At 68.6% G+C, this 21,471-nt stretch carries 23 protein-coding genes; 7 read left to right on the top strand and 16 right to left on the bottom strand.

What is annotated here, in order from left to right; translation table 11 throughout:
* Nucleotides 1-390: 390 nt before the first annotated feature.
* The 11 genes from AC07SQ_RS02565 to AC07SQ_RS02615 all read right to left on the bottom strand — a co-directional run bounded on the left by AC07SQ_RS02565 (nucleotide 391) and on the right by AC07SQ_RS02615 (nucleotide 10,467).
* A complete protein-coding gene (locus AC07SQ_RS02565; RefSeq protein WP_007829250.1) occupies nucleotides 391-606 on the bottom strand; it encodes a TOBE domain-containing protein in 216 nt (71 codons plus the stop codon).
* A 52-nt stretch (nucleotides 607-658) separates the two neighbouring features.
* Nucleotides 659-1,255: a malonic semialdehyde reductase gene (locus AC07SQ_RS02570; RefSeq protein WP_495270808.1), complete on the bottom strand. Its 597-nt coding sequence runs from the start codon at nucleotides 1,253-1,255 to the stop codon at nucleotides 659-661.
* A gap of 16 nt (nucleotides 1,256-1,271) precedes the next feature.
* Nucleotides 1,272-2,561 carry an O-acetylhomoserine aminocarboxypropyltransferase/cysteine synthase family protein gene (locus AC07SQ_RS02575; RefSeq protein WP_495270807.1) on the bottom strand — a complete coding sequence of 430 codons (1,290 nt, stop codon included), beginning with the start codon at nucleotides 2,559-2,561 and terminating at the stop codon, nucleotides 1,272-1,274.
* 36 nt (nucleotides 2,562-2,597) lie between these two features.
* On the bottom strand, nucleotides 2,598-3,428 hold the full coding sequence (locus AC07SQ_RS02580) for an ATP-binding cassette domain-containing protein (RefSeq protein WP_495270806.1): 831 nt from the start codon (nucleotides 3,426-3,428) through the stop codon (nucleotides 2,598-2,600).
* Between the two features lie 4 nt (nucleotides 3,429-3,432).
* Entirely contained in the window at nucleotides 3,433-4,395 is a 963-nt protein-coding gene (locus tag AC07SQ_RS02585; protein WP_495270805.1) for an aliphatic sulfonate ABC transporter substrate-binding protein, read from the bottom strand.
* A gap of 11 nt (nucleotides 4,396-4,406) precedes the next feature.
* Nucleotides 4,407-5,264: an aliphatic sulfonate ABC transporter permease SsuC gene (gene ssuC, locus AC07SQ_RS02590; RefSeq protein ID WP_159271671.1), complete on the bottom strand. Its 858-nt coding sequence runs from the start codon at nucleotides 5,262-5,264 to the stop codon at nucleotides 4,407-4,409.
* Between the two features lie 8 nt (nucleotides 5,265-5,272).
* On the bottom strand, nucleotides 5,273-6,442 hold the full coding sequence (gene ssuD, locus AC07SQ_RS02595) for an FMNH2-dependent alkanesulfonate monooxygenase (RefSeq protein WP_495270804.1): 1,170 nt from the start codon (nucleotides 6,440-6,442) through the stop codon (nucleotides 5,273-5,275).
* A 149-nt stretch (nucleotides 6,443-6,591) separates the two neighbouring features.
* Nucleotides 6,592-7,551 (bottom strand): sulfonate ABC transporter substrate-binding protein, encoded by a 960-nt coding sequence (locus AC07SQ_RS02600; protein ID WP_062470010.1) that lies wholly within the window; start codon nucleotides 7,549-7,551, stop codon nucleotides 6,592-6,594.
* Nucleotides 7,552-7,574: 23 nt separating this feature from the next.
* Nucleotides 7,575-8,612, bottom strand: coding sequence for a sulfonate ABC transporter substrate-binding protein (locus AC07SQ_RS02605; RefSeq protein WP_495270803.1), 1,038 nt, complete (start codon nucleotides 8,610-8,612; stop codon nucleotides 7,575-7,577).
* 121 nt (nucleotides 8,613-8,733) lie between these two features.
* Nucleotides 8,734-9,318 carry an NADPH-dependent FMN reductase gene (ssuE, locus tag AC07SQ_RS02610; RefSeq protein ID WP_070060842.1) on the bottom strand — a complete coding sequence of 195 codons (585 nt, stop codon included), beginning with the start codon at nucleotides 9,316-9,318 and terminating at the stop codon, nucleotides 8,734-8,736.
* A gap of 99 nt (nucleotides 9,319-9,417) precedes the next feature.
* Entirely contained in the window at nucleotides 9,418-10,467 is a 1,050-nt protein-coding gene (locus AC07SQ_RS02615) for a sulfate ABC transporter substrate-binding protein (RefSeq protein WP_070060843.1), read from the bottom strand.
* 138 nt (nucleotides 10,468-10,605) lie between these two features.
* On the opposite strand from AC07SQ_RS02615, the gene AC07SQ_RS02620 reads away from it, so the two are divergent.
* The 3 genes from AC07SQ_RS02620 to AC07SQ_RS02630 are packed head-to-tail and all read left to right on the top strand — an operon-like array spanning nucleotide 10,606 to nucleotide 13,669.
* Complete coding sequence (locus AC07SQ_RS02620; RefSeq protein ID WP_013541095.1) at nucleotides 10,606-10,881, top strand: oxidative damage protection protein; 276 nt, start codon at nucleotides 10,606-10,608, stop codon at nucleotides 10,879-10,881.
* 7 nt (nucleotides 10,882-10,888) lie between these two features.
* Nucleotides 10,889-12,697: an FAD-dependent 5-carboxymethylaminomethyl-2-thiouridine(34) oxidoreductase MnmC1 gene (gene mnmC1, locus AC07SQ_RS02625; RefSeq protein ID WP_495270802.1), complete on the top strand. Its 1,809-nt coding sequence runs from the start codon at nucleotides 10,889-10,891 to the stop codon at nucleotides 12,695-12,697.
* 60 nt (nucleotides 12,698-12,757) lie between these two features.
* Nucleotides 12,758-13,669 (top strand): transglutaminase family protein, encoded by a 912-nt coding sequence (locus AC07SQ_RS02630; protein ID WP_240531107.1) that lies wholly within the window; start codon nucleotides 12,758-12,760, stop codon nucleotides 13,667-13,669.
* 30 nt (nucleotides 13,670-13,699) lie between these two features.
* Here the strand turns inward: AC07SQ_RS02630 and AC07SQ_RS02635 are convergent, their stop codons facing one another.
* The 4 genes from AC07SQ_RS02635 to AC07SQ_RS02650 all read right to left on the bottom strand — a co-directional run bounded on the left by AC07SQ_RS02635 (nucleotide 13,700) and on the right by AC07SQ_RS02650 (nucleotide 18,294).
* Nucleotides 13,700-14,917, bottom strand: a complete 1,218-nt coding sequence (locus tag AC07SQ_RS02635) for a glycerophosphodiester phosphodiesterase (RefSeq protein ID WP_495270801.1) — start codon at nucleotides 14,915-14,917, stop codon at nucleotides 13,700-13,702.
* 146 nt (nucleotides 14,918-15,063) lie between these two features.
* Nucleotides 15,064-15,987, bottom strand: a complete 924-nt coding sequence (locus AC07SQ_RS02640; RefSeq protein WP_095948677.1) for a crotonase/enoyl-CoA hydratase family protein — start codon at nucleotides 15,985-15,987, stop codon at nucleotides 15,064-15,066.
* A 100-nt stretch (nucleotides 15,988-16,087) separates the two neighbouring features.
* Complete coding sequence (locus AC07SQ_RS02645; protein ID WP_495270845.1) at nucleotides 16,088-17,563, bottom strand: sensor histidine kinase; 1,476 nt, start codon at nucleotides 17,561-17,563, stop codon at nucleotides 16,088-16,090.
* On the bottom strand, nucleotides 17,563-18,294 hold the full coding sequence (locus AC07SQ_RS02650; RefSeq protein ID WP_447744499.1) for a response regulator transcription factor: 732 nt from the start codon (nucleotides 18,292-18,294) through the stop codon (nucleotides 17,563-17,565). Before AC07SQ_RS02650 ends, AC07SQ_RS02645 begins: the two co-directional genes overlap by 1 nt.
* A gap of 97 nt (nucleotides 18,295-18,391) precedes the next feature.
* Here AC07SQ_RS02650 and AC07SQ_RS02655 point away from each other — a divergent pair, with 97 nt between their 5' ends.
* From AC07SQ_RS02655 to msrA, 4 genes are all read left to right on the top strand, one after another.
* Complete coding sequence (locus AC07SQ_RS02655; RefSeq protein WP_495270800.1) at nucleotides 18,392-19,015, top strand: cytochrome b/b6 domain-containing protein; 624 nt, start codon at nucleotides 18,392-18,394, stop codon at nucleotides 19,013-19,015.
* On the top strand, nucleotides 19,012-19,806 hold the full coding sequence (locus AC07SQ_RS02660) for a molybdopterin-dependent oxidoreductase (RefSeq protein WP_495270799.1): 795 nt from the start codon (nucleotides 19,012-19,014) through the stop codon (nucleotides 19,804-19,806). The genes AC07SQ_RS02655 and AC07SQ_RS02660 overlap by 4 nt, the downstream gene beginning before the upstream one ends.
* A gap of 108 nt (nucleotides 19,807-19,914) precedes the next feature.
* Nucleotides 19,915-20,166: a pentapeptide MXKDX repeat protein gene (locus AC07SQ_RS02665; RefSeq protein WP_062472557.1), complete on the top strand. Its 252-nt coding sequence runs from the start codon at nucleotides 19,915-19,917 to the stop codon at nucleotides 20,164-20,166.
* Nucleotides 20,167-20,253: 87 nt separating this feature from the next.
* On the top strand, nucleotides 20,254-20,958 hold the full coding sequence (gene msrA / locus AC07SQ_RS02670) for a peptide-methionine (S)-S-oxide reductase MsrA (protein WP_495270798.1): 705 nt from the start codon (nucleotides 20,254-20,256) through the stop codon (nucleotides 20,956-20,958).
* Here the strand turns inward: msrA and AC07SQ_RS02675 are convergent, their stop codons facing one another.
* Nucleotides 20,959-21,354, bottom strand: a complete 396-nt coding sequence (locus AC07SQ_RS02675; protein ID WP_495270844.1) for a DUF4189 domain-containing protein — start codon at nucleotides 21,352-21,354, stop codon at nucleotides 20,959-20,961. It lies immediately after the preceding gene.
* Nucleotides 21,355-21,471 lie beyond the last annotated feature (117 nt).

Below are 21,471 nucleotides of genomic sequence, written 5' to 3' on the forward strand. Positions count from 1 at the left end.
TCAAACGACTCAAAAGTCGATTCTTAACAACCTTGTGATCTATGGGGTGCTGGGTCTGGGTGCTTCAGGGCGCGCTCCCGCCGACGGGGTACCTTGCTCCGCGAATGTCCCCCGCCCTTCGGGCTCCTCCTTGATTTCGCTGCGCAAGGCACCCCATCGACGTGAGCGTCATGCGCAGCGGTCGTTGATCGGCGAGCACAACGACAGCGCTCGGTGTGCTCAGGACACTGGGTGCTTCCCGCAGCGAAATTAAGGGGGAGGCCGCAGGCCGGAGGACATTCGCGGAGGGAAGTACCCGGTGGCCTGGGCACACGCCCCGAACCAGCGACCTCAAACGAAAAACCCCGGCACCAAAGACAGCACCGGGGAATCGCAAAGCCCGAGGGTCCGTCAGAGCTTGGCGATCGAAACTTCGGTCGACTTCACGAGTGCGACCACGTCGGAACCCACCTTCAGCTGCAGCTCGTCGACCGAGCGCGTGGTGATGACGGAGGTGACGATGCCCCAGGCGGTTTCGACATCGACTTCGGAGACGACGTCGCCGCGGATGATCTCGCGGACCTTGCCCTTGAACTGGTTGCGGACGTTGATGGCTTGGATGGACATGGTGATTTCTCTTTCAGGGTTGACAGGGGTTGTGAGTGAAAACGGCCGGCGGTCAGACGATCTCGGCCACGTCGTCGAACGCCAGCCGGGGCCCGCGTTCGAAAGTGCCGGCGTGGTCGGCCACGCCGAGGTTGACGAGGAAGTTCGCGCGATAGCGGCCGTCGGGGAAGAAGGCCTTGTCGACCAGGTCGGCGTTGAAGCCCGACTGCGGCCCCGCGTCGAGCCCGAGCGCGCGCGCCGCCAGGATCAGGTAGGCCCCCTGCAGGCTGCTGTTGCGAAAGGCCGTGGCCTGCGCGGCGTCGGCGCTCTTCTCGAAGAAGGGCTTGGCGTCGTAGGCCGGGAACAGGCTGGGCAGGTGCTCGTAGAAGCGCGTGTCTTGCGCCACGATCACCGTCACGCCAGCCTGCAGCGTCTGCGCGGTGTTGCCCGTCGACACCGCCGGCTTCAGCTTGGCCTTGGCTTCTTCGCTGCGCACGAACACGTAGCGCGCGGGCTGGGCGTTGTAGGCGGTCGGGCCCCACTTCACGAGGTCATACAGCTGATGGATCAGCGCGTCGGGCACGGGCACCGGCTTGAAGGCGTGCACGGTGCGCGCCTTGCGAAACAGCTGGTCCAGCGCGGCGTCAGGGATGGCTTGCAATGTGGTCATTTCTTGGAACGCTGTGTCAGTTCGATGCGGCGGCCAGGGCCTGGTCGAGGTCGGCGATCAGGTCGTCGATGTGCTCGATGCCCACCGACAGGCGCACCGTGTCCTCCGTGACGCCGGCCTGGGCCAGTTCTGCGGGCGACAGCTGGCGGTGCGTGGTCGATGCGGGGTGCGTGGCGAGCGAGCGCACGTCGCCGATGTTCACCAGGCGCGTGAAGAGCTTCAGCGCATCGAGGAACTTCGCCCCACCCTCGCGACCCGCGCCGATGCCGAAGGTCAGCACGCCACTCGAACGACCGCCGAAGTACTTCTTCGCCAGCGGGTAGTCGGCATGGTCTTCGAGCGCGGCATAGTTCACCCAGTTGACGGCCTTGCTCTGCTTCAGGTGCTGCGCCACCGCCAGCGCATTGCTGCTGATGCGGTCCATGCGCAGCGCCAGCGTCTCAATGCCCTGCAGGATCAGGAAGGCGTTGAACGGCGAGATGGCCGCGCCCGTGTTGCGCAGCGGCACCACGCGCGCACGGCCGATGTAGGCGGCCGGGCCCAGCGCCTCGGTGTAGACCACGCCGTGGTAGCTCACGTCGGGTTCGTTCAGGCGCTTGAAGCGCTCCTTGTGTTCGGCCCACGGGAACTTGCCCGAATCGACGATGGCACCACCGATGCTGGTGCCGTGGCCGCCCAGGTACTTGGTGAGCGAGTGCACCACGATGTCGGCGCCGTGCTCGATGGGCCGGCTCAGGTACGGCGAGGGCACGGTGTTGTCGACGATGAGCGGCACGCCGTGGCGGTGCGCAATTTCGGCGATGGCCGCGATGTCGGTCACGTTGCCGGCCGGGTTGCCCAGCGACTCGACGAACACCGCCTTGGTGCGCTCGTCGAACAGCTTCTCGAAACTGCTCGGGTCGCGATGGTCCGCGAAGCGCGTGGTGATGCCGAACTGCGGCAGCGTGTGGGCGAACAGGTTGTAGGTGCCACCGTACAGCGCCGTGCTGCTGATGATGTTGTCACCGGCTTCGGCGATGGTCTGGATCGCGTAGGTCACGGCCGCCTGGCCCGAGGCCAGCGCCAGCGCCGCGATGCCGCCTTCGAGCGCGGCCACGCGCTGTTCCAGCACGTCCTGCGTCGGGTTGTTGATGCGGGTGTAGATGTTGCCCGGCACCTTCAGGTCGAACAGGTCGGCACCGTGCTGCGCGCTGTCGAAGGCGTAGGCCACGGTCTGGTAGATCGGCGGCGCGACCGCGCGGGTGGTCGGTTCGGGCGAGTAGCCGGCGTGGACCGACAGGGTTTCGAATTTCCAGTTCTGCGACATGCGACTGCCTTTCAAAGGGGGAATGGATGAAACGACTCAGATCGCCCAGCGCAGGGCGTGGGCCTGGGGCGTGAGCCAGCTGGCATCGGTGCTTTCCACATCGGTCTCTTCGGACTTCTGCAGCACCCGGTCGAGGATTCGTTTTTCAATCGCGGCAAAGGCCGGGTCGCCCTGCGAGCGCGGGCGGGCCAGCGCGATGTTCTCGTCGAGCGCGATGCGGCCGTCCTCGATGAGGATCACGCGGTCGGCCAGCGCCACGGCTTCCTGCACGTCGTGCGTCACCAGCAGCGCGGTGAAGCGATGGCGCTGCCACAGGTTCTCGATGAGGCGGTGCATCTCGATGCGCGTGAGCGCGTCGAGCGCGCCCAGCGGCTCGTCGAGCAGCAGCAGGCGCGGGTGGTGCACCAGCGCGCGCGCCAGGGCCACGCGCTGGCGCTGCCCGCCCGACAGGCGCGCCGGCCATTCGTTCTCGCGATCGGCCAGGCCGACCTGCGCGAGCACTTCCTTGCCGCGCGCCTTGGCGTCGTTCGGCAGGCCCAGCGTCACGTTGTCGAGCACGCGGCGCCAGGGCAACAGGCGCGCCTCCTGGAACATGATGCGCGTGTCGTCGTGCAGGCCGCTCACGGCCTTGCCGTCGGTGCAGAGGCCGCCAGAGGTGGCTTCTTCCAGGCCCGCGATGAGCCGCAGCAGCGTGCTCTTGCCGCAGCCGCTGCGCCCCACGATGGCGATGAACTGGCCCGGCTCGATGGTCAGCTGCGTGTTGCGCAGCACCTCGCGCGCGCCATAGCGCTTGTGCAGGCCGCGCGCCTCGAGGCGCACGCCGCCGGCAATGGCTTGGGGTTGGATGTCTTTGAGAACGGCACTCATGAATTCAGGCCCCGGGGTTGAACAGCGCCACGTTCAGCGCATCGATTTTTCTGGGCAGCAGCTTCTCGGCGAAGAAGGCATCGGCGATGCGCTGCTGTTCGGCCAGCCCGCCGGCCACCACCGGCCGCACGGCGTAGCTGCGGCGGCTGTTGGCCTGCTCGATGGTCGGGGCGTCGAGCCCCCACACGGGCGCGAGCAGGGCCGCGGCTTCCTTCGGGTGCTGCTTGACCCACTTGCCGGTCTTCTCCAACTCGGCGTAGACCACGCGCAGCACGTCGGGCCGCGCCTTCGCGAACTTGGTGCTCGCCAGGTAGTAGCGCTGGTACGACGCGATGCCCGCGCCGTCGGCCAGGATGCGCACCTTCGACTGGCGCTGGGCCGCGGCCAGGAACGGGTCCCACACCACCCAGGCGTCGATAGCGCCCTTCTCGAAGGCGGCGCGACCATCGGCGGGCGTGAGGTACGCAGGCTCGATGTCCTTGAACGACAGGCCGGCCTTCTCGAGCGCGGCGATCAGCAGGTAGTGCGCGCCGGCCGCTTTCGCAAAGCCGACCTTCTTGCCTTTGAGATCCGCCACGGTCTTGAGCGGCGACTCGTCGCGCACGACGATGGCCTGCGCGGCCGGCGATGGGGCTTCCTGCGCCAGAAAGGTCAGGTCGGCGCCGGCCGCTTGCGCGAACACGGGCACGGTGTCGGCCACGTCGGCGCTGATGTCGAGGTTGTCGAGGTTCAGCGCCTCGAGCAGCGGCAGGCCGCTGGTGAACTCGTGCCAGCTCAGCGAAACGTTGAGCGGCGCGAGCTGCTTCTCGAGCGTGCCCTGCACCTTCAGCAGTGCGATCAGCGTGGACGACTTCTGGTAGCCGAAGCGCACGGTGGCGGGCCGTTGCTGCTGCGCCAGAACGGCACCTGCGCTGAGCGCACCCAGCGTCGCAATGGCGGTACGGCGATTGATGAGGATGTGGTTCATGTGCCCTGCCCTCACTTCGCCGGCTTCTTCTGGTAGCCCGGGTGCCAGCGCAGCCACCATTGCTCCAGGCCGCGTGCGAACAGGTCGGCCAGCTTGCCGAGCAGCGCGTACAGCAGGATGCCCACGAGCACGATGTCGGTCTGCAGGAACTCGCGGGCGTTCATCGTGAGGTAGCCGATGCCGGCCTGCGCCGAGATGGTCTCGGCCACGATGAGGATCACCCACATCAGGCCCAGCGAGAAACGCAGCCCCACGAGGATCGACGACAGCGCGCCCGGCAGGATCACCTCGCGGTAAAGCTGCCAGCGCGACAGGCCGTAGGTGCGCCCCATCTCGATGAGCTGCGGGTCGACGTTGCGGATGCCGTGGAAGGTGTTCAGGTAGATCGGGAAGAACACCGACACCGAGATCAAAAACAGCTTGGCCGACTCGTCGATGCCGAACCACAGGATCACCAGCGGAATGAGCGCCAATGCCGGGATGTTGCGCACCATCTGGATGGTGGAGTCGAGCAGCGTCTCGAAGAACTTCACCGAGCCCGTGAGCAGGCCCAGCGCCAGCCCTGCGCCGCCGCCGATGGCGAGCCCCGCAAGCGCACGGCCCGCGCTCACCTTCACGTGCGTCCAGAGCTCGCCGGACACGGTGAGCGACCACGCGGCCTTGACCACGTCCAGCGGTGCCGGCAGCACCCGCGTCGAAAGCCAGCCCAGCGACGAGGCGATCTGCCAGACGACGATCAGCCCCACCGGCACCAGCCACGGGATGAGCCGCTTCGCGACGTTGAGGCCGAAGCCCCGCAGCGCACTGCCTGCATCGCTTGTGTTCGATGCCGGCGCCACCGCCGGCAGTTCCTGTACTTGTTCGGTCATGCGTGTCCTCAGCTTTGGGAGACGAGGCGCGAGGGCGCGTCGAGGTTGGCGACGACTTCGCCGAAGGGACCGCTCAGCGAGCCGCCCGCGAGCTGCGTCTTCGCCTTGCGCGAGAGCAGCGGGAACACCAACTCGGCAAAGCGGTAGGCCTCTTCGAGGTGCGGGTAGCCCGAGAAGATGAACTTGTCGATGCCCAGCGCCGCGTACTCCTCGATGCGCGCCGCCACGGTATTGGCGTCGCCGACCAGTGCCGTGCCCGCGCCACCACGCACCAGGCCCACGCCGGCCCAGAGGTTGGGCGCGATCTCCAGGTCGGCGCGCCCGCGCTTGGCGCCGCCGGCGTGCAGCGCGGCCATGCGGCGCTGGCCTTCGGAATCCATGCGCGCAAAGGCGGCCTGGGCGCGCGCGACGGTTTCGTCGTCGACGCGGCTGATGAGTTCTTCGGCGGCCTTCCAGGCGGCGTCTTCGGTCTCGCGCACGATCACGTGCAGGCGGATACCGAACTGCACGCTGCGGCCCTGGCGTTCGGCGCGGGCGCGCACGTCAGCGATCTTCTTGGACACTTCCGCGGGCGGCTCGCCCCAGGTCAGGTAGGCATCGACCTGCTCGGCCGCGAGGTCGTGCGCCGCCGCAGAAGAGCCGCCGAACCACACGGGCGGATACGGTTTCTGCACCGGCGGAAACAGCAGCCGCGCGCCCTTCACGCTCAGGTGCTTGCCTTCGTAGTCGTAGGTGCCGGTCTCGTGGCTGCGCGCAATGATCTCGCGCCAGATGCGGATGAACTCGGCCGACTGCTCGTAGCGCGCCGCATGGTCGAGGTACACGCCGTCGCCTTCCAGCTCGGCCTGGTCGCCGCCGGTGACGAGGTTCACGAGCAGGCGCCCGCCCGAGAGCCGGTCGAAGGTCGCGGCCATGCGCGCGGCCAGGCTGGGCTGGTGCAGGCCGGGGCGCACCGCCACCAGAAACTTGAGCTTCTTCGTCGCGCCGATGAGGCTGGAGGCGATCACCCACGGGTCTTCGCAGGAGCGGCCGGTGGGAATCAGGACGCCTTCGTAGCCGAGGTGGTCGGCGGCGCCGGCGATCTGCTGCAGGTACGGCAGGTCGACGGCGCGCGCGCCTTCGCTCGTGCCGAGGTAACGGCTGTCGCCGTGCGTGGGGAGGAACCAGAAGATCTGCATCGGAAACTCTCGATCGTTCGTTGGCTTGCCCGTTCAGACGGCAAGCAGGAAAGGAAGGCGGCGCGCCGCGGACACGACGCCCCAGGCGCGCGCCGTGATGGCCAGCACCTGGCCGGCGCGTTCGTGCAGCGCAGTCGACACGGCGGTCATCACGCGATCCCCGCGCCGGCGGCTTCGAGCACGTTGATCTTTCTGGGGATCAGCTTGAGCGCGAAGAAGGTGTCGGCGATCTGCTGCTGCTCGGCCAGGATGGCCTTGGTGATCGGGCCGGTGCCGTAGGCGGTGCGGCCTTGCGACAGGTCGGCCACGGCCTTGGGCAGGCCCCAGATCGCCGACAGCTCGGTCGCCAGTTCGTTGCGATGGGCGGCGCCCCACTGGTCGATCTTGTTGACCTCTTCGATCGCAACGGCCAGCACGTCGGCGTTCTTCGCCACGTAGTCGAGCGACGAGAAATAGTAGGCGCGGTTGCCGACCACGCCCACGGCGTCGGCCAGGATGCGTGCGTCGAGCGACTGCTGCGCAGCGGCCAGGAACGGGTCCCAGATCACCCAGGCGTCGACCGAGCCTTTTTCGAAGGCGGCGCGCGCATCGGCCGGCGGCAGGTAGACCAGGTTCAGGTCGCTGTACGCCAGGCCGTGCTTCTCGAACAGCTTGACGATGAAGTAGTGGACGTTCGAGCCCTTGTTGAGCGCGATCTTCTTGCCCTTGAGGTCGGCCACGGTCTGGATGGCCGAGCCCTTGGGCACCAGCACCGCCTCGGTCTTCGGGCGCGGCACCGTGGCGCCCACGTAGGCCAGCGGCGCGCCGGCGGCCTGCGCGAAGATGGGCGGCGCTTCGCCCACGTCGCCGAAGTCGATCGAGCCGACGTTCAGCGCCTCGAGCTGCACCGGGCCGGCCGTGAACTCGGTCCACTTCACGGTGGCGCCCAACGGCGCGAGCCGCTTCTCGAGCGTGCCGCGGGCCTTGAGCACGCTCAGGTAGCCCTTCTGGTGGCCGATGCGCAACTGGCGCGCGGGGGCCTGCGCCAGGGCGGCGAACGACGATGGCAGCGCGAGGGCGGCGGCTGCGCCCTGCAGCAGGCGGCGGCGGGGAATGGCAATGCGGGTCATGGAATGGGGTCCTTCGAAACTGTTCAGGGCTGGGCCGTGACGACCGCGTCGCTGACCTTGATGGGCTTGGGAATGAGCTTCAGCGCGAAGAAGGTGTCGGCGATCTGCTGCTGGTCGGCCGCGACGGCCGCGGTGATCGGCTTCACGTTGAACTCGTAGCGGCGCAGCGCCAGCTCGACCACGTCCACGGGCAGGCCCTGCAGCGGCGCGATGAGCTCGGCGGCCTGGCGCAGGTTCTTCTTGAGCCAGATGCCCTGCTCCACCGAATCGGCGAACAGCGCGTCGATCACCTGCGGGTGCTTCTTCACGAAGCCGCGCTCGCCCAGGTAGAACTGGTAGTTGTTGACCACGTCCGGTGCGCCATCGACCAGCACGCGGGCGCCGGTGGCTTTCTCGGCGGCGGCCTGGAACGGGTCCCAGATCACCCAGGCGTCGACGTTCTTGCTCTCGAAGGCGGCGCGGCCATCGGCGGGTGCGAGGTACACGGGCTGGATGTCGGACAGCTTCAGGCCGTTCTTCTCGAGCTGCTTCACGAGCAGGTAGTGCACGTTGCTGCCCTTGTTGAGCGCGACCTTCTTGCCCTTGAGGTCGGCCACGGAGCGGATGGGCGAATCCTTGGTGACCAGGATGGCCTCGGCGCGCGGCGCGGCCGGGTCGTAGCCGAAGTACACGAACTTCGCCCCCGCGGCCTGCGCGAAGATGGGCGGCGCCTCGCCGACATAGCCCACATCGACCGCGCCGACGTTCAGCCCTTCGAGCAGCTGCGGCCCGGCCGGGAACTCGACCCACTTCACGCCGAAGCCCAGCGGCGAGAGCTTCTTCTCGAGCGTGCCCTGCGCCTTCTGCAACACGAACAGGCTGGCCGACTTCTGGTAGCCGATGCGCAGCTCGCCCCTGGCCTTCGTCTGCGTCTGGGCGTGCGCCGAGGCGGCGGAGATGAAGCTCACGATGAGCGCGATGGCGGTGACGACGATGGCGCTGATGGCCAGGTCGCGCAGCGCCTGCCAGAAGGAGCGCGGCGCGACTTCGAACACGGAGTCTTCGGGAGCGACGGGGTTCATGCGAAATTCCTTGGTGCAAAAACGTGAGGCAAAGCGATCCCCGGCCGCACACAGGCGGCTTCGAAAAACGGGGAACGGAAAGAGGTCTGGCCGGGGCCGGGTTCAGCGAGGAACCCGGTCGTCAGACGCTACATCGCACACGGGAAAAGGGAACCGGCTCGAAGCCATGGGTCGCCGGCAGCTTCAGGCCTTCGGTCGCGAGCACCTCGACGGCCTCGTTCAGGCGCTCCGCCAGGTCGTGGTGCACCTGGTAGGCGTTCTCGGGCGTCAGCGCGATCTGCGAATCGCTCGCGTAGACGCCCGGCAGGATGTGGCGCGCCGACAGCGACTGCAGCACGGGCCGCAGTGCGTAGTCGAGCGCGAGCATGTGGTGTGGGCTGCCGCCGGTGGCCAGCGGCAGCACCGTCTTGCCCTTGAGCGCGTTCTGCGAGAGCAGGTCGAGAAAGACCTTCAGCACGCCGCTGTACGCCGCTTTGTAGACCGGCGTGGCCACCACGATCACGCGCGCCGCCGCCACCTGGGCAATGGCTCGCTCGATGGCCGGATGCGCCCACTCGGCCAGCAGCAGCGCCTGCGCCGGCAGGTCGCGGATCGCGAGCCGCTCGATGCGCGCATGGCGTTGGGCCAGCCGCTCGCCCACCGCGTCGAGCAAGGCGGTGGAACGGGACGGGGCCGAAGGGCTGCCGGCAATCAGGAGAACGGACACGAGAAACTTTCGTTGGGCTTCAGGAGAAATTCAGGGCGAAGCGATCCCCGGCGCCCTCCCACGGGGTGCCACCAGCGATCGATTCCGGAACAGCTGCGCTTACTTCTGCTTGGGCGCGTAAATCTGGTCGAAGGAGCCGCCGTCGGCGAAATGCTCCTTGTCGGCCTTCGCCCAGCCACCGAAGGCCTGGTCGATGGTCACCAGCGTCAGCTTGGGGAACTGCTTGTCGTACTTGGCCTTGGCCTTGTCAGACGTCGGGCGGTAGAAGTTGCGGCCGGCGATGTCCTGGCCTTCGTCGGAGTACAGGTACTTCAGGTACTCCTCGGCCACGGCGCGCGTGCCCTTCTTGTCCACCACCTTGTCGACCACCGCCACGCTGGGCTCGGCCAGGATGGAGATGGACGGCACGACGATCTCGAACTTCTCGGGGCCGAATTCCTTCAGCGCCAGGAAGGCTTCGTTTTCCCAGGCCAGCAGCACATCGCCCACGCCGCGCTGCACGAAGGTGATGGTCGAGCCGCGCGCGCCGGTGTCGAGCACGGGCACGTTCTTGTACAGGTTGCCGACGAATTCCTTGGCCTTGGCGTCACCGCCGTACTTGCGCTTGGCGAATTCCCAGGCCGCGAGGTAGTTCCAGCGGGCGCCGCCCGAGGTCTTGGGGTTGGGCGTGATCACCTGCACGCCGGGCTTGACCAGGTCGTCCCAGTCCTTCAGGCCCTTGGGGTTGCCCTTCTTCACCAGGAACACGATGGTCGAGGTGTAGGGGGCGGAGTTGTGCGGCAGGCGCTTTTGCCAGTCGGCCTTGACGAGACCGCCGTGCGTGGCCAGGGCGTCGATGTCGCCGCCCAGCGCCAGCGTGGCCACGTCGGAATCGATGCCGTCGATGATCGAACGGGCCTGCTTGCCCGAGCCGCCGTGCGACTGCTTGACGCTCACGTCCTGGCCAGTCTTGGCCTTCCAGTACTTGGCGAAGGCCTGGTTGTAGTCCACATACAGCTCGCGGGTCGGGTCGTACGACACGTTCAGCAGCGTCACGGGGCCCTTGGCCCCCGCCGCGCCCTGCGAAAACGACGGCAATGCCGACAGGGCCAAGGCACCGGCCACGCCGGCACCCAGGGAAAGCTTGATAAAGTCGCGGCGAAGGCTCATGGTGTCTTGCTCTTAAAAAGGCATATCAATGAAGCCACGTATTCTGAATACGACATATAGGAACTGGAACGACCAAGTTTTCAGTTCTTAATAGCCAAATCAACTAAGCAACCGCTTTCCCCCACAAGAGGCAATCAAATGGCACGCATGGTTCAGTGCATCAAGCTCGGCAAAGAGGCCGAAGGACTCGACTTTCCGCCGTACCCCGGCGACCTGGGCAAGCGCCTGTGGGAAAACGTCAGCAAGGAAGCCTGGGCCGCCTGGCTCAAGCAACAGACCATGCTGGTCAATGAAAACCGGCTGAACCTGGCCGACCTGCGCGCCCGCCAGTACCTGGCGCGCCAGATGGAAAAGCACTTCTTCGGCGAAGGCGCCGACGTGGCGCAAGGCTACGTTCCCCCTCCCGCGGCCTGAGTCCGGCGTGGCCGCCGACGGCACCCCGCTCGGCGCGCGCTCCGGCGACACCCCTCCCCTCGACAACGACACACCGGCGCTTTCGCGCCGTGTGTTTTTGGACGGCTGCGCCCTGCCCGCCGCCTGGTCCAGGCGCCCGCAATGGCGGATTCTCGAAACCGGCTTCGGGCCGGGCCTTCATTTCCTGACAACCTGGCAGGCCTGGCGCGCCGACCCGCACCGGCCGCGCCTGCTGCATTACGTCGCGGTCGACGCCCATCCGGCGCCGGCCAGCGATCTGCTGCGCGCCGCTGAGGCCGACCCGGCCCTGGCACCGCTCGCCGAGGAGCTGGCCCGCCAATGGACCGGGCTGCTGCCGGGCTTTCACCGGCTGGCCTTCGACGACGGCCGCGTGCTGCTCACGCTGTGCGTGGGCGAGCTGCAGCCGATGCTACGCGCGCAACGCTTCGAGGCCGACAGCCTCTTCCTCGACGGCTTCGGCCCGGCGATGGCCTCGCCCGACACGCTCAAGGCGGTGTCGCGCTTCGCCCGCCAGGGCACCGGCCTCGCGGCCCGCCCCGACGACGATGGGGTGCGCCATGCGCTGGCGCAGAACGGCTTCCAGCTCGACCCGGGCCCCGGCAGCCTGCGCGGCGTGTTCGCGCCCGCCTGGACGGTGCGGCGTCGCCAGCCGGTGCGCGAAGGCGTCGAAGCGCCCGGCCATTGCGCAGTGATCGGCGCCGGGCTCGCGGGTGCTGCGGTCGCGGCCAGCCTCGCGCGGCGCGGCTGGCGGGTCACGGTGCTCGACGCGGCGGACGCGCCGGCCTCGGGCGCGTCGGGCCTGCCGGTCGGGCTGCTGGCGCCGCATGTGTCGTCCGACGACGCCTTGCTGTCGCGGCTCACGCGCGCCGGCATCCGCGCCACCTGGACCGAACTGGCGCAGCGACTTGAGAACGGTCGCGACTGGGGCGCCCACGGCTCGCTCGAACGCCGGCCCGACGGCGACGTGCGCGTGCCGCCCGGCTGGAGCGCCCAAGGCCCGAACGAATCCTGGCCCGCACAGCCCGACCGGCTCGCAGCAGCCGGCCTGCCGCCCGACACGCCGGCGCTCTGGCATGCGCGCGCGGCCTGGGTGCGGCCGCACCGGTTGATCGCCGCGTGGCTGGGCCAACCGGGCGTCGCGTTCCGAGGCAACAGCCGCGTGGCGCGCCTCGCACGCACGGACGGCGGCTGGCAGCTGCTCGACGATGCCGGCGCCTTGCTCGCCGAAGCCGACCGCGTCGTCGTGGCCGCGGGCTTCGCATCCCGCCACTTCGCACCCAACCTGCCGCTGCAACCCGTGCGCGGCCAAGTCGCCTGGGGCCGCGCGGACCCCGCCGCCCTGCCCGTCACCCCCATCAACGGCGACGGCCACCTGATCGCCGGCGTGCCCGACGGCCAGGCGCCGCAGCCGCTGTGGCTGATCGGCGCCACCTTCGACCGCGACAGCACCGACCTCGCCCCCACCGACGCCGACCGCCTCGCCAACCGCGACCGGCTCGCGCGCCTGCACCCCGGCGCCGCCGCCGCGCTCGCGCCCGCCTTCGAACGCGGCGACACCTACGCCTGGGTCGGCGTGCGCTGCGCCTCGGGCGACCGCCGGCCGCTGGTCGGCCCGCTGGCGCCGGGCGCCGACGACGGCCTCTGGGCTTGCACCGCACTGGGCTCGCGCGGCCTGAGCTTTGCCACGCTGTGCGCCGAGCTGCTGGCGGCGCAGTGGCACGGCGAGCCGCTGCCCTTGCCCGCGACGCTCGCCAAGGCGCTGGGCACGCAGCGGCTCTGGCCCGGATCGGACTGAATCGCCGCGTTCTGGCTTTCCCGTCACCCGAGGTCACGCGCGCACCGCACAATGCGCGCCATGGCCATCCAGTACGACATCACCCACACCACCGTCTACCGCTACAACAAGCCGGTGACCTTCGGCTTGCACCGCGTGATGTTCCGTCCGCGCGACAGCCACGACCTGCGGGTGCTCGCCACCGACCTGCAGGTGAGCCCGCAGGCCCTCACGCGGCTCATTCAAGACCCGTACTCCAACTCCGTCGCGCTGGTGCAGCCGCTGGGCGAGGCGACCGAGCTGCGCATCGTCTGCTCCTTCACCATCGAGCACGTGCCGCCATCGCAGCGCGACCTGCTCACGCTCGACCCGTCGGCCGAGTTCCTGCCCTTTGCCTATTCGGTGCAGGAGCGCCTGGACCTGGAGCACTACCTGCGCCCGCACCACAACGACGATGCCAACGGCACGCTGATCCGCTGGGCGCACCAGTTCCTGCACACCGACCAGCCCAACAGCACGCGCGACGTGCTCACGCGCATGAACGCGCACATCGGCCAGAGCTTCGAATACAAGGCGCGCGACGAGGAAGGCACGCAGACGCCGCTCGAAACGCTGGCGCTGGGCAGCGGCAGCTGCCGCGACTACGCGCTGCTGATGATGGAAGCCACGCGCCGTCTCGGCATCGCGACGCGCTTCGTCTCGGGCTACCTCTACGACGCGTCGCTCGACAACGACGCCACCGGGCAGGCGCCCGGCGAATCGGTCACCGGCGCCGGCAGCACGCACGCCTGGCTGCAGGCCTACCTGCCAGGCGCTGGCTGGCTGGCCTTCGACCCCACCAACAACCTCATGGGCAGCGGCCAGCTGATCCGCGTGGGCGTGGCGCGCGACCCCGCGCTGGCGGCGCCCATCTCGGGCAGCTGGTACGGCGACGCCGAGGCCTACGAAGGCCTCGAGGCCACGGTGGTGGTGAAGCGCCGCAAGGGCGTCTGAGCGCCCCCTTCCTTTCCGGATTCGACTCGCTTACTTCGGCTGCGCCGCGCGGTACGCCTTCACCGCGGGCACGGCCGTGGCCGCGCTGTCGGCAAAGAAGCCGTCGATGCCCGCATCCAGGAACGCCTTGATCTCGCCGGCGGTGTCGCCGTACACGGTCGGGTCGGTCTTGGGCGCCTTCTTCAGGCTGTCGGGCAGGAAGTTGTTCTCGGGCCGCACCGTGAAGATGTGGACCAGCAGCTTCTTGTCGTGTGCGTCCTTCACGAGCGTGGTCGGCGTGCCGAGCTTGCCGTCGACCACCGGGATCACGCGCGCCTTGGCCGGGCCGATGCCGTTCGCGTAGGTCGCGATCTCGGCCAGGCCTTCGGGCTTCACGAGGTCGGCGTAGGTGCGCTTGTCGTTCAGCGCCACGAGGTCGTAGGGCGCGCCCTGCCCGTCGATGAGCTGGACGATCTTCACCGTGCTCTTCAGGCGGATGTCCTTCAGGTTGCCGGTCTCGAACGACTGCACGAACACCGGCGCGTCGGCCTTGTCGAGGTCGTACTTGTGCAGCGTGTCGAGCAGCTTCTTCTCGAGCGGCAGGCCGATCGAGCGGAAGTAGGTCGGGTGCTTGGTCTCGGGGTAGATGCCGATCACGCGGCCCTTGATGACCGACTGCGCCTTGGCGAGCTGGATCACTTCGTCGAGCGTGGGCACCTGGAACTCGTTGTCGAAGGACCGGTTGGCCGGGCGCAGCGCGGGGATGCGTTCGCGCGCCCTCAGCTCCTTGAGCTCGGCGAGCGTGAAGTCTTCGGTGAACCAGCCGATGACTTGGCGGCCGTCGATGACCTTGGTGGCCTTGCGGTCGGCGAACTTCGGCACTTCAGCCACGTTCGTCGTCGCTTCGAGCACCTCACCGGCCGCATTGACGATGGCGATGGCGTTCTCGTGGCGCGCGACCAGCTCGCCGTCCTTGGTGGGCACGAGGTCGGGCTCGATGAAGTCGGCGCCGTCGTCGATGGCCTGCTGGTACGAGGCCAGCGTGTGCTCGGGTCGGAGCGCGGGCGCGCCACGGTGGCCGATGACGAGCACGGGGGCGGCCTCGGCCGGTGCGGGGGCCGGGGCGGGCGCAGGTGCGGGGGCCGGAGGCGAGACCGGCACGATGGGCCACATCGGCACGCCACCGCCGCCATTGCCGCCACCGCAGGCGGCCATGAATGCGCAGGCACAGGCCGCGAGGGCCGTGCGCGAGAAATTGAACAACTGCATTGAAATCCTCCCCTTTTGTATCCATCGAAATGGATGCGCCATCTTTCCGCCGTCAACGTGACGGACGGCAGGCGCGGCGGATCATCAAGGGGAGATATGTCGGTCGCGTGACATGGGCGCCAGCATGGCGCCACGCGACCGTGTGCTCAGCCGCGCGCAGCCAGCTTCGCTTCAAGCTCGGCGATGCGCGCCCTCGCCTCGTCGCCTTCAGGAATCGGCCGACCACTGTCGCGCCACTGCACCGCGCTCTTGAAGCCTTCAGCCTCGGCCTGGCGGCGGAACCACATGCCTTCGGGGTTGTGGCGCGTGATGCCGTCGAACACGGTGGCGAACATCTGGGTCTGCTCCAGCCCCATCGAGTGCCAGACCTGGTTGACGACCATCTTGTGCATCATGAGGTGCGAACTGGGCACGCCCGCGATGCGCTGCGCGAGCGCCAGTGTGGCCTCGTCGAGCTGTGCCGCGGGCACCGCGAAGTTGGCCAGGCCCCAGTCGGCCGCCTGCGTGCCGGTGATGGTGTCGCCGGTGAACATGAGCTGCTTGGCGCGCAATGCGCCGAGGCGGTAGGTCCACATGGCGGTGGTCGGGCAGCCCCAGACGCGCGTGGGCATGTAGCCGATGCGCGCATCGTCGGCCATGGTGAGCAGGTCGCAGCACAGCGCGATGTCGGAGCCGCCGGCCACCGCGTAGCCGTGCACCTTGGCGATGGTCGGCTTGCGGCAGCGCCACAGCGACATGAAGTCTTCGGTGTTGCGCTTCATGGCGGCGTAGTCGAGCATCGGGTCCCACGGCGTTTTCTCCTGCCGGCAGGGATGGTCGCCCTGGCCTTCGCGGCCGTGGCCTTCGGCATAGTCGCCCAGGTCGTAGCCGGCGCAGAAGGCACGGCCCGCGCCCTCGACCACGATCACATGCACCTCGTCGTCGGCCTCGGCCCATTCGACCGCGCGGCGGATGTCGGTCGGCGTGCTGTCGCCGATGGCATTGAGCTTCTCGGGGCGGTTGAGCACGAGGCGCGCGATGCGCGGGTGCTGCGGGTCCTTGTCGATCAGGACGGTCTCGAAAGCGGGCATGGTCGGGGGTCTCCTTCTGTTCTTGGGGGGTGATGCCGCTTCGCTTGTAGCATCGCCCGCCGCCCGCTGGCAAACCCGTCGACCGCCAGGTTCAACGCCTTCAGCGCGCTGTTGCGCCTCCGAGCCGGAACAGGAACACCGCGCCTTTGCCCGGCTGCGGTACGAGCCGGATGTCGCTGCCGTGCAGCTGCAGGATGCGCTGCACGATCATGAGCCCCAGCCCGCCGCCGCGCGCACCGCCATCGGCAAAGGCCGGCCGCGTGAACAGGCCCTTCTGCAGCTCGCCCGGAATGCCGGGGCCGGTGTCGCTCACCTGCACCGCCACGCCGGCGTCGGACGGGCGCAGGCGCACCTCGATCTCGCCGCCGGCCGGCGTGTGGCGGATGGCGTTGTCCAGCAGGTTGGTCAGCACACGCTCGATCATGCCGAGGTCGGCCGACACCACGGGCAGGTTCGGCGCGATGTCGGGCTTGAGCTGCTGGCGCCGCGCCTCGGCCGCGAGTTCGAACTTCTGGAACACGTCCTGCACGAGGTCGGCGAGCGCGAAGTTCTCTTTCTCGGGCTTGACCACGCCGTACTCGAGCCGCGCCAGCTCGAACACCTCCTGCGCGAGCCGGCCCACCTTGCGGCTCTGGCCGAGCGCGATCTCCAGGTAGCGGCGGCGCTCTTCCTCGCTGAGCGTGCCGGCCTTGAGCAGCAGCGTCTCGAGGTAGCCGTGCAGCGAGGTGAGCGGCGTGCGCAGATCGTGCGAGATGTTGGCGAAGAGTTCGCGGCGCTGACGGTCCTGCAGGCTCAGTTCGCGCCACTGCTCGGCGATGCGGCGCGTCATCTGCGCAAAGGCCTGCTGCAGCTGCGCGATCTCGTCGTCGGCGTGGTGCGGCGGCGCGGGCATGGGCGCCTCGCGCTCCAGCGCTGCGATGCCCTCGGCCTCGAAGCGGCGCACCGCCGCCGTCAGCTCGCGCAGCGGCCGCGTGATGAGGCGGAACGCCACCAGCCCGGCGATGAGCCCCAGCAGCGCCACCAAGGCCATCGACCACAACGTGGTGCGCAGCACGGTGTCGGCCGAGAGGTTGGCGGCCAGCACGTCGTGGTCTTCGCCTTGCAGCACCACGTACACATAGCCGGCGTCGCGCCCGCCCATGCGCAGCGGCGCAGCGCTGAAGACCTTGGTGCCATCGAGGCTGCGCGGATCGTCACCCGCGATGGGCAGCCGCTCGCCGGCCAGCAGCCTGCGGATGGGGCCGAGCGCCACCTTGTCGCGCTTGAGGTGGCCGGGCGGCGCGGCCTGGGCCTCGATGCGGCCGTCGAGCCCCAGCACGTAGACCTCGACGCTGGGGTTGACGGTCATGAGCTTGTCGAACAGGTCTTTCACCGCCACCGGGTCGAGCCCGCCGGGCTTCATGAGCTCGGTGTTCTGCGCGATGTGGGCCGCGAGCCCCAGCGACAGCCGCTGAGTCACCTCCTGCGCGTGCTGCGCCCCGGCGCGCATCTGCAGCCACGCCGAGGCGCCGCAGCAGGCCAGCAGCAGCACTGCGAACGCGATCGACAGGCGCCGCGACAGCGTGGCCCAGGCCATCATGGAACGTCACCTTTCGGTGCTACGTCGTCCGCCGCAAGCTTGTAGCCGCGCCCCCACACCGTGAGGATGCGCCGCGGCGCGGCCGGGTCGGCCTCGACCTTGGTGCGCAGCCGGTTGATGTGCGTGTTGACCGTGTGCTCGTAGCCGTCGTGCTGGTAGCCCCAGACCTGGTTGAGCAGGTCCAAGCGCGAGAACACCTTGCCGGGGTGGCGCGCAAAGAAATACAGCAGGTCGAACTCGCGCGGCGTGAGCTCGATCGGCTTGCCGTCGACGCGCACCTCGCGCGCCAGCGGCTCGATGTCGAGGTTGCCCAGCGTGAGGCTGCCCGACTCCAGCCGCGCGTTGCGCGCCAGCGCGTCGGTGCGCCGCAGCAGCGCCTTCACACGCGCCACCAGCTCCAGCACCGAGAAGGGCTTGGCCAGGTAGTCGTCGGCGCCCAGCTCCAGCCCGAGGATGCGGTGCACTTCGCTCGAGCGTGCGCTCACGATGATGATGGGCGTGTAGCGCGCCATGGCACGGGCGCGGCGGCAGATCTCGAGGCCGTCGATGCCGGGCAGCATGAGGTCGAGCACCAGCGCGTCCCACTGGCCGCGCTCCAGCGCGCGCAGGCCCGCGTTGCCGTCGGCGGCGTGCTCGACCGCGTAGCCCTCGTCGCGCAGGTGCATGCGCAGCAGCTCGGCAATGTGGGCGTCGTCCTCGACGATCAGCACGCGTTTGGCGGTGTCCATGGCCGCGATTGTCCCGCGAGACGCCCCCCGGAGTTATCACGAATCCTTGAACTTTGCGTGATGAATCGGCGAGGGGGGGCGCCCAACAATCCGGCCCATGCAGACACGCTCCGCCCCCGACCACCGACCGATCCACCCGCTGTGGATGCGCGTCACGCACTGGCTCAACGCGCTGGCCGTACTGGTGCTGGTGACCAGCGGCTGGCGCATCTACAACGCGGCGCCCTTCTTTGCCTTTCGCTTTCCGGCCGCGATCACGCTGGGTGGCTGGCTCGGCGGCGCGCTGCAGTGGCACTTCGCGGCGATGTGGCTGCTGGTGTTCAACGGGCTCGTCTACCTGGTGCTGAACCTTGCCAGCGGGCGCTTCGCGCGCAAGTTCTTCCCGCTCACGCCGGCCGGCCTCTGGCGCGATGCGCGGGCCGCGCTCGGCGGCAGGCTCTCGCATGCCGACCCGCGCCACTACAACCATGTGCAGAAGCTCGCCTACCTGTTCGTGATCGTCGACCTGGTCGCGATCGTGCTGTCGGGGCTGGTGCTGTGGAAGTCGGTGCAGTTTCCGATGCTGCGCGAGCTGCTGGGCGGCTACGAAGCCGCGCGCCGCGTCCACTTCGTGGCGATGGCCGCCCTGGTGGCTTTCGTTGCCGTGCACCTCGTGATGGTGGCGCTCGTGCCCCGCACCCTGCTCACCATGCTGCGCGGTCGCGCACCCCACACCCCATGAGCCTCTTTTTCAAACGCCCTCCCCTGGTCGGTGTCGACGGCGACGCCATGGTGCGCGAAGCCCGCGCCCTCATCGAGCGCCGGCTCGACGCGCCCTCGCGCCGCCTGTTCCTGCGCCGGTCGCTGACGCTGGGCGGCCTGTCGATGCTCACCGGCTGCAGCATCAGCGACGACAGCCACGTGGAAGCGGCGCTCGCGAAGGTCTCGCGCTTCAACGACGAGGTGCAGGGCTGGCTCTTCAGCCCGACGCGGCTGGCGCCGACCTACACCGAGGCCGAGATCACGCGCCCCTTTCCGTTCAACGCCTACTACGGCGAGGACGAGGTCCGCGAGGTCGACGAAGCCACCTACCGCCTCGAAGTGAGCGGCATGGTCGCCGACAAGCGCCGCTGGACGCTCGCCGAGCTGCGCGCCCTGCCGCAGCAGGACCAGATCACGCGCCACATCTGCGTCGAAGGCTGGAGCGCCATCGGCAAATGGGGCGGCGTGCGCTTTGCCGATTTCCTGCGCCACATCGGCGCGGACCTGAGCGCGAAGTACATCGGCTTCCAGTGCGCGGACGACTACCACACCAGCATCGACATGCCGACCGCGCTGCACCCGCAGACGCTGCTGGCGCTGAGCTACGACGGCCAGCCGCTGCCGCCGAAGTACGGCTTCCCGATGAAGCTGCGCATGCCGACCAAGCTTGGCTACAAGAACCCCAAGCACATCCAGGCGATGTACGTGACGAACACCTATCCCGGTGGCTACTGGGAAGACCAGGGCTACAACTGGTTCGGAGGGAGCTGAGGGGCCGCCACAGCCGCTCGACTGCCGAAGAAAGCGCGAGGCCGAATTCCGACACGGAACCAGGCCGATCTCGACAACAAGACCCAACCTCAACTCAGGAAGACCGACATGAACAAGCTCACCGCCACCCTCCTCGCCACCTGCATGGCCTTCGCCGGCGCCTCGGCCTTGGCCGCGGACGACATGGCCAAGGACGGCATGAAGAAGGACAGCATGGCCAAGGACGGGATGAAGAAAGACGCCATGGGCAAGGACGCCATGAAGAAGGACGGCATGGCCAAAGATGGCATGAAGAAAGATGCCATGGCCAAGGACGACATGAAGAAGGACGCGATGGGCAAGGACGAGATGAAGAAGTAAGCCGCCTTCTCACCGGCCCCGCCGCCATTGACGGCCGGCGGGATCGGGATCACTGTCCCTTTCCTGCGCTCCCTACGAAAGACCGCCATGAAATCCTTCGCCATCGCCGCCGGCACGCTCGCCGCCGCCGCTTTCGCCTGGCACGCGGCCCCCTCCTTCGCCGAGACCGCGCGCCGCGTGCCCGCGCCCACGGTCGACCTCACCGCACCCGCAGGCGCCACCACCGCCACCGCCGTGTTCGCGGGCGGCTGCTTCTGGGGTGTGCAGGGCGTTTTCCAGCGCGTCGAGGGCGTGAGCAATGCGCTCTCGGGCTACGCGGGCGGCGAGGCCCGCACCGCACGCTACAACGAGGTCGGCTCCGGGCGCACCGGCCATGCCGAGGCCGTTCGCATCAGCTACGACCCGCACAAGGTCAGCTACGGCAAGCTGCTGCAGATCTACTTCTCGGTGGCGCACGACCCGACCCAGCTCAACCGCCAGGGCCCCGACACCGGCCCGCAGTACCGCTCCACCGTGTTCGCCGAAAACGCCGAACAGGCCCGCATCGCCAACGCCTACATCGCCCAGCTGAACCAGGCCAAGACCTTCGGCAACAAGCCGCTGGCGACCACGGTCGAGGTGTCCAAGCCCTTCTACGCGGCGGAGGACTATCACCAGGACTACCTCACGCTGCACCCGAACCAGCCCTACATCGCGATCCACGACCTGCCGAAGATCGACGACCTGAAGAAGCTGTTCCCCGAAAGCTACAAGGCCACGCCGTCGCTGGTACGCGCGACGAAGGCCAGCTGATCAGCGATTGACGACGAGCGCGTTGCAACGCGCAGTGACGACCTTGCAGTCCTTCGCATGCGCGGAGCACTCCGCCATCGCTTCCGCCTGCGCCGCGCTTTGCAGCTTGTTGGCCTTCATCGACAGCACGTTGCGGCCCATCACGACCACGCCGCAGCCTTCCTGCCAGGTCAGCGTCATGCTTCGGCAGCCGGTGGCGGTGCCGCCGTTGCCCACGCACTGAGCGATGGCGTTGTTTTCGGCATCGGCCTGGGTCGCCCGGTTGTCGACCCCACCGAAGGCGCCCTTCGACTTGTCGATGACGTACGCGCCCCACTTGTACGAGAAGGTGGGGTCGGGCGGCGGCGGCGCCAGGTACTCGTCGGGGTCGCTGTAGCGGCCCGTGCCGCCGGGCATCACAGGCACGGTGTCCCGGGGTGGCGGCCGGCTGTTGTGGGGCCAGCCTGGCGCGTTCGGTGGCGGGCATCCCGGCTGGCCCGGTCCGCTGCAAGCGAACGCCTGGCCGGACAGCAC

The organism is Variovorax sp. GW821-FHT06D12, assembly GCF_059419205.1.

What these genes read in the sequence shown, in the direction of transcription:
- AC07SQ_RS02675 (WP_495270844.1), bottom strand. Translation starts at nt 21,354, where the DNA reads ATGCCCGGCGGCACGGGCCGCTACAGCGACCCCGACGAGTACCTGGCG.
- AC07SQ_RS02630 (WP_240531107.1), top strand. Translation starts at nt 12,758, where the DNA reads ATGGCCATCCAGTACGACATCACCCACACCACCGTCTACCGCTACAAC.
- AC07SQ_RS02650 (WP_447744499.1), bottom strand. Translation starts at nt 18,294, where the DNA reads ATGGACACCGCCAAACGCGTGCTGATCGTCGAGGACGACGCCCACATT.
- AC07SQ_RS02575 (WP_495270807.1), bottom strand. Translation starts at nt 2,561, where the DNA reads ATGTCGCAGAACTGGAAATTCGAAACCCTGTCGGTCCACGCCGGCTAC.
- AC07SQ_RS02565 (WP_007829250.1), bottom strand. Translation starts at nt 606, where the DNA reads ATGTCCATCCAAGCCATCAACGTCCGCAACCAGTTCAAGGGCAAGGTC.
- AC07SQ_RS02635 (WP_495270801.1), bottom strand. Translation starts at nt 14,917, where the DNA reads ATGCAGTTGTTCAATTTCTCGCGCACGGCCCTCGCGGCCTGTGCCTGC.
- AC07SQ_RS02600 (WP_062470010.1), bottom strand. Translation starts at nt 7,551, where the DNA reads ATGACCCGCATTGCCATTCCCCGCCGCCGCCTGCTGCAGGGCGCAGCC.
- AC07SQ_RS02605 (WP_495270803.1), bottom strand. Translation starts at nt 8,612, where the DNA reads ATGAACCCCGTCGCTCCCGAAGACTCCGTGTTCGAAGTCGCGCCGCGC.
- msrA (WP_495270798.1), top strand. Translation starts at nt 20,254, where the DNA reads ATGAAATCCTTCGCCATCGCCGCCGGCACGCTCGCCGCCGCCGCTTTC.
- AC07SQ_RS02580 (WP_495270806.1), bottom strand. Translation starts at nt 3,428, where the DNA reads ATGAGTGCCGTTCTCAAAGACATCCAACCCCAAGCCATTGCCGGCGGC.
- AC07SQ_RS02660 (WP_495270799.1), top strand. Translation starts at nt 19,012, where the DNA reads ATGAGCCTCTTTTTCAAACGCCCTCCCCTGGTCGGTGTCGACGGCGAC.
- AC07SQ_RS02655 (WP_495270800.1), top strand. Translation starts at nt 18,392, where the DNA reads ATGCAGACACGCTCCGCCCCCGACCACCGACCGATCCACCCGCTGTGG.
- AC07SQ_RS02585 (WP_495270805.1), bottom strand. Translation starts at nt 4,395, where the DNA reads ATGAACCACATCCTCATCAATCGCCGTACCGCCATTGCGACGCTGGGT.
- AC07SQ_RS02570 (WP_495270808.1), bottom strand. Translation starts at nt 1,255, where the DNA reads ATGACCACATTGCAAGCCATCCCTGACGCCGCGCTGGACCAGCTGTTT.
- AC07SQ_RS02665 (WP_062472557.1), top strand. Translation starts at nt 19,915, where the DNA reads ATGAACAAGCTCACCGCCACCCTCCTCGCCACCTGCATGGCCTTCGCC.
- ssuC (WP_159271671.1), bottom strand. Translation starts at nt 5,264, where the DNA reads ATGACCGAACAAGTACAGGAACTGCCGGCGGTGGCGCCGGCATCGAAC.
- AC07SQ_RS02640 (WP_095948677.1), bottom strand. Translation starts at nt 15,987, where the DNA reads ATGCCCGCTTTCGAGACCGTCCTGATCGACAAGGACCCGCAGCACCCG.
- AC07SQ_RS02620 (WP_013541095.1), top strand. Translation starts at nt 10,606, where the DNA reads ATGGCACGCATGGTTCAGTGCATCAAGCTCGGCAAAGAGGCCGAAGGA.
- ssuD (WP_495270804.1), bottom strand. Translation starts at nt 6,442, where the DNA reads ATGCAGATCTTCTGGTTCCTCCCCACGCACGGCGACAGCCGTTACCTC.
- AC07SQ_RS02645 (WP_495270845.1), bottom strand. Translation starts at nt 17,563, where the DNA reads ATGGCCTGGGCCACGCTGTCGCGGCGCCTGTCGATCGCGTTCGCAGTG.
- AC07SQ_RS02615 (WP_070060843.1), bottom strand. Translation starts at nt 10,467, where the DNA reads ATGAGCCTTCGCCGCGACTTTATCAAGCTTTCCCTGGGTGCCGGCGTG.